Genomic DNA, 4,874 nt, shown 5'->3' on the forward strand with positions numbered 1-4,874 from the left:
ATCTTGGCGCGGGCATCGAGCGGCGACAGGATCTCGGTTTCGGCGAGCCGCACCAGATTGGCGCCATCGATGATCTCGCCGCGCAATTCGGCGAGCGAGCGGCGGCTGGCCGCGGTCTCCGGTTTAGCTGCGACAAAGGCGGAAAGCTCGTCGACCAAAGCGCGCGCGGCCTTGGGGTCGTCGCGCGCAACCGCATCCACGGCCCGTCGCTGTAGTTTCTCGACCTCAGCGAGGCGTGCGATGGCGAGGAACTCGCGGATCAGGACGATAAGCAGCGACAAAAGCGCGATGGCCGCCATGCCGGCCGCCAACCAGCCGAGCCATTCGGCGCGCGCGAAAAGATCGCGGATGAGCTGATCCGTCCACAAGCCGACCGCGAGCGAGACAAGCACGCCGAAGGCGCCAAAAAACAGCGGTCCCAGGAGCGAGCGCTTCCTTGGAGCGGTCGCCGGTGGCGGCGCGGCCTGCTCGATATCCGGCTGGTTGAAAACGTCGATCTCCGAGGGAATGACAACGGCGACATCGGCCCTTGCGGCGCGCGGCCTGCGCACGGGCTGTTCGGCGCCACGCTTCTGCGGCGCCTCGTGCCTTGGCGCGGGCTCGGGCTCGATGCGGAAGGCCGCCGGTTTGCGGGGCGGATTCATGCCAGACGATCTCCGATCAGGAACTGAAGCGCGCGGTCGAGGCGAATATGCGGCAAAGACAGCGTGACGCCTTCGGCCGTCCGCTCGAGCTTCGGCGGACGAAAGCGCACGAAACGGATCGCCGGTTCATTGTTTTCCGCCTGCTGCCCGGAAGCGTCGAACACGGGATCGACCTTTTCCGGCAAGTCACCGGGAAATATGGCTGTTTCGGCTTTGCCGTCGAATGTCTCGCCGTTGATCCTCTCGCCTTTCAAGGGCGTGCCGATGATCACCGGCAATGTCTCGCGGCCTTGCTTCACGGTGCCCTCGCGGGTCGAGCGCACCGCCGCCATGGCGACCACATCGACATCGGCGCCGCTGAAATTGGCCCGCGCCACCGCCCGGTCGGCCAGGCGGCGCACGATCGCCTGCAGCCGGTCATGGCTTTCGTGGTGCAACTGGTCGGCTTTGGTCGCCGCCACCAGTATGCGGTCGATGCGCCTCGAAAACAGGTCGGTGACGAAATTGCCGCGCCCGGGCCGGAAGCAGGAGAGGATTTCGGTGACGGCCCGTTCGAGGTCGGCCATGGCGGCCGGGCCGGCGTTGAGCGCCTGCATGGCGTCTATCAGCACGATCTGGCGGTCGAGACGGGCAATATGCTCGCGAAAGAACGGTTTTACGACATGCGTCTTGTAGGCCTCGTAGCGGCGCTCCATCATCGCCTGCAGCGATCCGGGGCGGCGCCGTTCGGACAATTTCATCAGCGGCGCGAAGGTCAGCGCCGGCGAGCCTTCGAGATCGCCCGGCATCAGGAAACGACCCGGCGGCAGCGTCGACAGCGCACGTTCGTCGAGCTTGCAAGCCTTGAGATAGGCGGCGAAGCTTTCGGCGAGACGGCGCGCCGTCATCTCGTCCGCGTCGGCGTCCGGATCGAGCGAGGAGGCTAGCTCCTGCCACGCCTGTGACAGGTCGGAGCGGACCGGCAGGGCGGCCAACTCCACCGCCTCGCGCGAAAAATCGGCGAAAGATTTACCGAGCAGCGGCAGGTCAAGCAGCCATTCGCCGGGATAATCGACGATGTCGATCGACAGCTTTCCGGCCGAAAACAGCCGGTTCCAGCCGGAGGCCGACTCGTATTCGATGGTCAGCCTCAGTTCTGAAATGGCGCGCGTCGAATCCGGCCAGACACGGTCGTCGACCAGGGCCGCGACATGGTCCTCGTACTGGAAGCGCGGGACGGCGTCGTCCGGCTGCTCCTCGAGCAAGGCGCGGGCGATGCGGCCCGATTTTTGCGCTTCGAACAGCGGCAGCCGCCCGCCATGGATAAGGTTATGGACGAGAGCGGAAATGAACACCGTCTTGCCGGCGCGGGAGAGGCCGGTGACGCCCAGTCGCAGGGATGGGGAGAAGAGCCCGGCGGCCCGGCCCGACAACGTGTCGAGCGCAATCCTCGCCTCGTCGGTGAAAGTGGTCAGCGATGATGCCAAATCTGCCTCTGGGTCGCCCGTCAGGGCCCGATATAGGCCTTGGGCAAGGCGTTTGAAATGGTGTCAGAGATCGGCGGGACTGAGAAAGGCCTCGAGATAACCACGGCCTTGGCCTGCTTCACCGAGATTGCCGGGAAAACGCACGACGGCGAGTCCGGAAGTGGGAAAGCCGTGGTTGAGCATGCCTCGCGCGGTCTCATCGCCGTCGCCCGACACCGCCATGGCTAGGTCCTCGGTCATCGGATTGTGGCCGATCACCAGCAATGAGCCGGCCCCGCTGTTCTTACGAATGATTTCGAGGTAACCGGCGGCATCTTCGCTGTAGAGTGTGTCGAAGAACAGCACCCGGCCGGTGTCGGTGCGGCCCGCAAGGCCTTCCAGGGTCTGCCGTGCTCGCTTGGCGTTGGAGCAGAGAGTGACATCCGGCACGTAGTCGCGGGCCCGCATGGCGTCACCCATCGCCTCAGCGTCGGCCATGCCCGATTCGTCGAGCGGACGATCGAAGTCACGAACGCCGGGCAGCGCCCATCCGGCTTTGGCATGCCTCAACAGATAAAGTCTGCTCAACCGGCTCCCCCTTTATGTTGAATACGCTGAGCGTTTTGGCGATTAGTCACCAGAACGGTGTCGTGCACAATGGCATAGGACGCGCAACCGCGCCGAATCGCTGATGATTTCGATCTCGACCGTTGAGAAATGGCCGCCGCGAATGCCTGCTGCTGCGAAGACTAACAAATGCGTGAAACTGTTATTGTTTCCGCTTGTGCAGCCCCTTGTCCGCGAATATATAGGCGCCAAATTTGGGGTTGTTGGGTGAGTCGAATGAACGACATCGTTACCGCCGATTACGTACCCTCCGAAGACGAGCCGTTCATGAACGAACGGCAGAAATCATACTTCCGCCAGAAGCTTATCACATGGAAGAATGACATCCTTCGCGAAGCGCGTGAAACACTCGAAATCCTCCAGCAAGAAAACGCCAATCATCCCGACCTAGCCGACCGCGCCTCTTCCGAAACCGACCGAGCCATCGAACTGCGCGCCCGCGATCGCCAGCGCAAGCTCATCTCGAAAATCGACTCCGCTCTGCAGCGCATCGACGAAGGCACCTATGGCTATTGCGAGGAAACCGGCGAGCCGATCGCGCTGAAGCGGCTCGACGCCCGCCCGATCGCAACGCTGTCGATCGAGGCGCAGGAGCGCCACGAGCGCCGCGAGAAGGTCTACCGCGACGACTGACGCGAGTTGGACAGACGCAGGTTTTGCGAAAATGGCCGGATCTTCCGGCCATTTTCTTTTCTTGAGCGGCCAATCCTTCCGAGTCAGCGTTTGTGGCTGGCCAGCTCGCCGAGAAGCTTGGTCATCTCGTCATCGAGCGAGGGCTTCGCGACCGGCTTGCTTGCCGGTTTGGAATGGGACTCCTCCAACGATGCCTCGAGCTCGTGCATCAGTGTGTCGTCGATCGAGTCGTTGGAGGGCTGCGGCGGGGCCTGCCGGCTGGTGCCATTCGTCCCATACGCAGGGAGCGGCATGACTTTCGCGGCCGGGGGAGGCGGGACCAGCGGCTTTGCCGGAGGGGGCGCCGCGCGCGGGCGCGACACGGGCTCGCTCACGGGAGCCGGCGCCGGTGCGGTCGGCTGCCGGGCCGGGGCGGGTGCGGGCTGAGGCGCCCGCGGGCGCGGCGCGGCGGTCTGCTGCTGGCTGCTGTCTCCGGTCAGCGCCGGGCGGCGAGGTGCTGCCAGCCTTATGTCGCGCTCGACCACGACATCAGTCGGGCCGCCGATCAGGATGAGGTGTTCGATATCGTCGCGCCGCACCAGCACCAGCCGGCGGTGGCTGTCGACAGCGGTGGCGTCCATGACGGCGAGCCGTGTCTTGCGATTTCGGCCTCCGGCAACGAAGGTGCCGAAAGTCAGGTTGCGGACTACCTTGATGACGAGCAGGACCACGACCAGCAGAACAAGGGCCGCGAACGTCCATAGAATTGCAGCGACGTAACCCGGCCCCGCTACGCTATCCAGCCACTGCAGCATCGGTGCACCCAATCGCCTTTGAAGTGACGCGACACTAGACCTTAGGGACTAGCCTCCGCAAGGCGACATCACCCATCGTGAACAGTTTGAAACATGAATCGTTGATTTTATCGGACATTTGCCGTCCGGGCCTTTTCCGCTACAGGAGAATGTGATTCAACCGGCCGTTCGCGGGTGTCGGGGCATCGGAATCACGAGCAGGGGGCACATGGCCAAGGAAACGCGCGGCGATTTCTATCCGGTACCGATCGTCGACCAAAACACGCGTCCGGGCGCCGTCGCCAGGCTCATCATCTTCATCGTCGTTTTGACCGGCGCGGCGGTCGTCTTCGGGTTGTTCCGCGAGCGCCTCGGCGATCCGTTCCTGCTCGGCATGCTTGGCGTGCTCGCCATGATCGGCGTCGGCTTTCTGTTCGCGACGGCGATCGGCTTCGTGCAGATCGCGCCGCGTTCAACCGGAGACGAGCTGTCCAAAGCGTTCGTCGATTCAATGTCGCAAGGCCTCCTGGTCACCGACACCAAGGGTCGCGTAATCTACGCCAACCGGGCCTATGCCGAGATGACGGGTGCCGCTTCGGCGGCCGACCTCAAGACGGTCGAGGGGCTGCTTTCGGACGTCCCCGAGGCTTCAATGACCATCTACCGGCTGGCGTCCGGCCTGCGCGACGGCCAGGCCGGCGACGGTGAATTCCGCCTGGCGCAATCGATCAAGCCTGGGGCCGAGCCGGGCG

5 protein-coding genes and 1 pseudogene are annotated in these 4,874 nt (G+C 64.1%); 2 read left to right on the forward strand and 4 right to left on the reverse strand.

Annotated features, from left to right (window positions below):
* The 3 genes and pseudogenes from EOA32_RS33000 to EOA32_RS33010 all read right to left on the reverse strand — a co-directional run.
* Positions 1-644 (reverse strand): annotated as a pseudogene (locus tag EOA32_RS33000) (TIGR01620 family protein); the annotation flags it as partial.
* The gene (locus EOA32_RS33005; RefSeq protein WP_128373957.1) at positions 641-2,110 is read right to left on the reverse strand and encodes a YcjX family protein; all 1,470 of its coding nucleotides are present in this window, start codon (positions 2,108-2,110) and stop codon (positions 641-643) included. The gene EOA32_RS33005 and the pseudogene EOA32_RS33000, both read right to left, overlap by 4 nt.
* 63 nt (positions 2,111-2,173) lie before the next feature.
* The gene (locus tag EOA32_RS33010; RefSeq protein ID WP_066992417.1) at positions 2,174-2,677 is read right to left on the reverse strand and encodes a histidine phosphatase family protein; all 504 of its coding nucleotides are present in this window, start codon (positions 2,675-2,677) and stop codon (positions 2,174-2,176) included.
* A gap of 255 nt (positions 2,678-2,932) precedes the next feature.
* Here EOA32_RS33010 and dksA point away from each other — a divergent pair, with 255 nt between their 5' ends.
* Complete coding sequence (gene dksA / locus EOA32_RS33015; protein WP_040972254.1) at positions 2,933-3,349, forward strand: RNA polymerase-binding protein DksA; 417 nt, start codon at positions 2,933-2,935, stop codon at positions 3,347-3,349.
* Between the two features lie 83 nt (positions 3,350-3,432).
* On the opposite strand, the gene EOA32_RS33020 is transcribed toward dksA, so the two are convergent.
* A complete protein-coding gene (locus EOA32_RS33020) occupies positions 3,433-4,143 on the reverse strand; it encodes a flagellar biosynthetic protein FliO (RefSeq protein ID WP_128373958.1) in 711 nt (236 codons plus the stop codon).
* A gap of 208 nt (positions 4,144-4,351) precedes the next feature.
* On the opposite strand from EOA32_RS33020, the gene EOA32_RS33025 reads away from it, so the two are divergent.
* Positions 4,352-4,874: PAS domain-containing protein (locus EOA32_RS33025; protein WP_128373959.1), on the forward strand; the 523-nt coding region annotated here is incomplete at its 3' end.

Source organism: Mesorhizobium sp. M1A.F.Ca.ET.072.01.1.1 (assembly GCF_004023325.1).
Lineage (GTDB): Bacteria > Pseudomonadota > Alphaproteobacteria > Rhizobiales > Rhizobiaceae > Mesorhizobium.

Coding starts and splice junctions, on each gene's coding strand:
- dksA (WP_040972254.1), top strand. CDS start 2,933: ATGAACGACATCGTTACCGCCGATTACGTACCCTCCGAAGACGAGCCG.
- EOA32_RS33020 (WP_128373958.1), bottom strand. CDS start 4,143: ATGCTGCAGTGGCTGGATAGCGTAGCGGGGCCGGGTTACGTCGCTGCA.